Below are 1,297 nucleotides of genomic sequence, written 5' to 3'. Positions count from 1 at the left end.
GTCGTCCGGGGCGCCGAAATCTACACGGCCTCGTGCGTCGCCGGGCTCGGGTTGATACAGGTCCCGCGTTATCGCGTAGAGCATCAGATCGCCACCGGGCAATTGGTTCCGATACTGGAAGCCTTCCCACCACCGCCGATACCCGTATCCGTGCTCTATCCCCAGAGCCGCCATCTGTCTTCGCGGATCAGGGTGTTCATTGATTGGCTGGCGGAGGTTTTTCGGGCCCCTCGCGGCGTTGCCGGGAGTTCCTCTCAGAAGGGCTCGGTCGAGATATCAAGCTGAGGCAGTTCATCGTTGCACGGAAAGGCGGAACAGGTCCGCCACGCTTCGGCACACCGTCTCATGGCCTGCCCATTGACACGAATGTGAGATGCCTCTGGTGCCTTCTCAGGCGAAGGCGTCTGGCGAGCAGAAGCGCCAGACCAAGCACAAATACGATGCCGCCCCCCACCAGCCCCTGGGCCGCCAGAACCAGCACCGTCTGCTCTGTCGTCGAGCCTGCCCGCATCTGGCGCACATCGGCTGCCGTGACGCTGACTTGCGGGTTTCCGAAGCGCGCTGTCACATAGTTTGCAAGGGCCGCCACCTGGCCGTCGTCCAGCCAGCCGTCAAAGGCCGCCATCGATTTGCGGCCCGCGACGCCGCCTGCCTTGACGCCTTCAAGGATGGTCATGACGACATTCTCAGGCGAGGTTACGCCGAGAGTGCTGTTGTTGGTCAGTGATGGATAGGTGCCATCCGCCGATCCGCCTCCATTCAGGCCATGACATCCCGAGCAGAGCGACCGGTAGAGATCGTCGCCCACCGCGACCCCGCTGCCCTCCACGCTGGTCTTCGTCCCGGCATCGCGGGCGGCTGCGGGCGGATTGGTCCACGCGAAGCGCGGCCGCTTCTCGTCTCCCGATTGGGCGGGCACGGTCCTGAGATAGGCGACGATGGCATGAATGTCGTCGTCCGAAAGATATTGCAGACTGTTCATGACCGTTTCCGCCATCGGACCGCCCGCATATGCCTTTCCAGGCATGGCGCCGGTCTTGAGAAACCGAAACAGCTCCTCATCGCTCCAGCCGCCTATGCCCGCGATCTTGTCGCTGCTGATGTTGAACGCCTGCCAGATACCGGCGCTGCCGCCGGCAAGCTTGCGATCTTCATCCATGCCGAACGTCGTATTCCTTGGAGTGTCGCAGGCGCCGCAGTGGCCAATCACCTCCACCAGGTAGGAGCCCCTTTTCCATGCGCCGGTTCGGCATGGATTTGTGCCGAAGCCGCCGGAGTGGAGGTTGGAACGTTTCCA

General features: G+C 62.8%; 2 protein-coding genes. One reads left to right on the top strand and one right to left on the bottom strand.

The window, feature by feature from the left end:
- A partial coding sequence (locus tag FJ980_RS32280; protein ID WP_246676674.1) for a LysR substrate-binding domain-containing protein occupies positions 1-285 on the top strand: 285 nt, incomplete at its 5' end.
- 58 nt (positions 286-343) lie between these two features.
- Here the strand turns inward: FJ980_RS32280 and FJ980_RS32275 are convergent.
- Complete coding sequence (locus FJ980_RS32275) at positions 344-1,159, bottom strand: cytochrome c (protein ID WP_181181393.1); 816 nt, start codon at positions 1,157-1,159, stop codon at positions 344-346.
- Positions 1,160-1,297: the final 138 nt, after the last annotated feature.

This window comes from Mesorhizobium sp. B1-1-5 (assembly GCF_006443065.1).
Lineage (GTDB): Bacteria > Pseudomonadota > Alphaproteobacteria > Rhizobiales > Rhizobiaceae > Mesorhizobium.
Note: the sequence above shows the minus strand (reverse complement) of the source record. Positions and strands in the feature narration are given on the sequence as shown.

Excerpts from the sequence above, each read along its gene's own strand:
- FJ980_RS32275 (WP_181181393.1), bottom strand. The coding sequence starts at position 1,159 with ATGGATGAAGATCGCAAGCTTGCCGGCGGCAGCGCCGGTATCTGGCAG.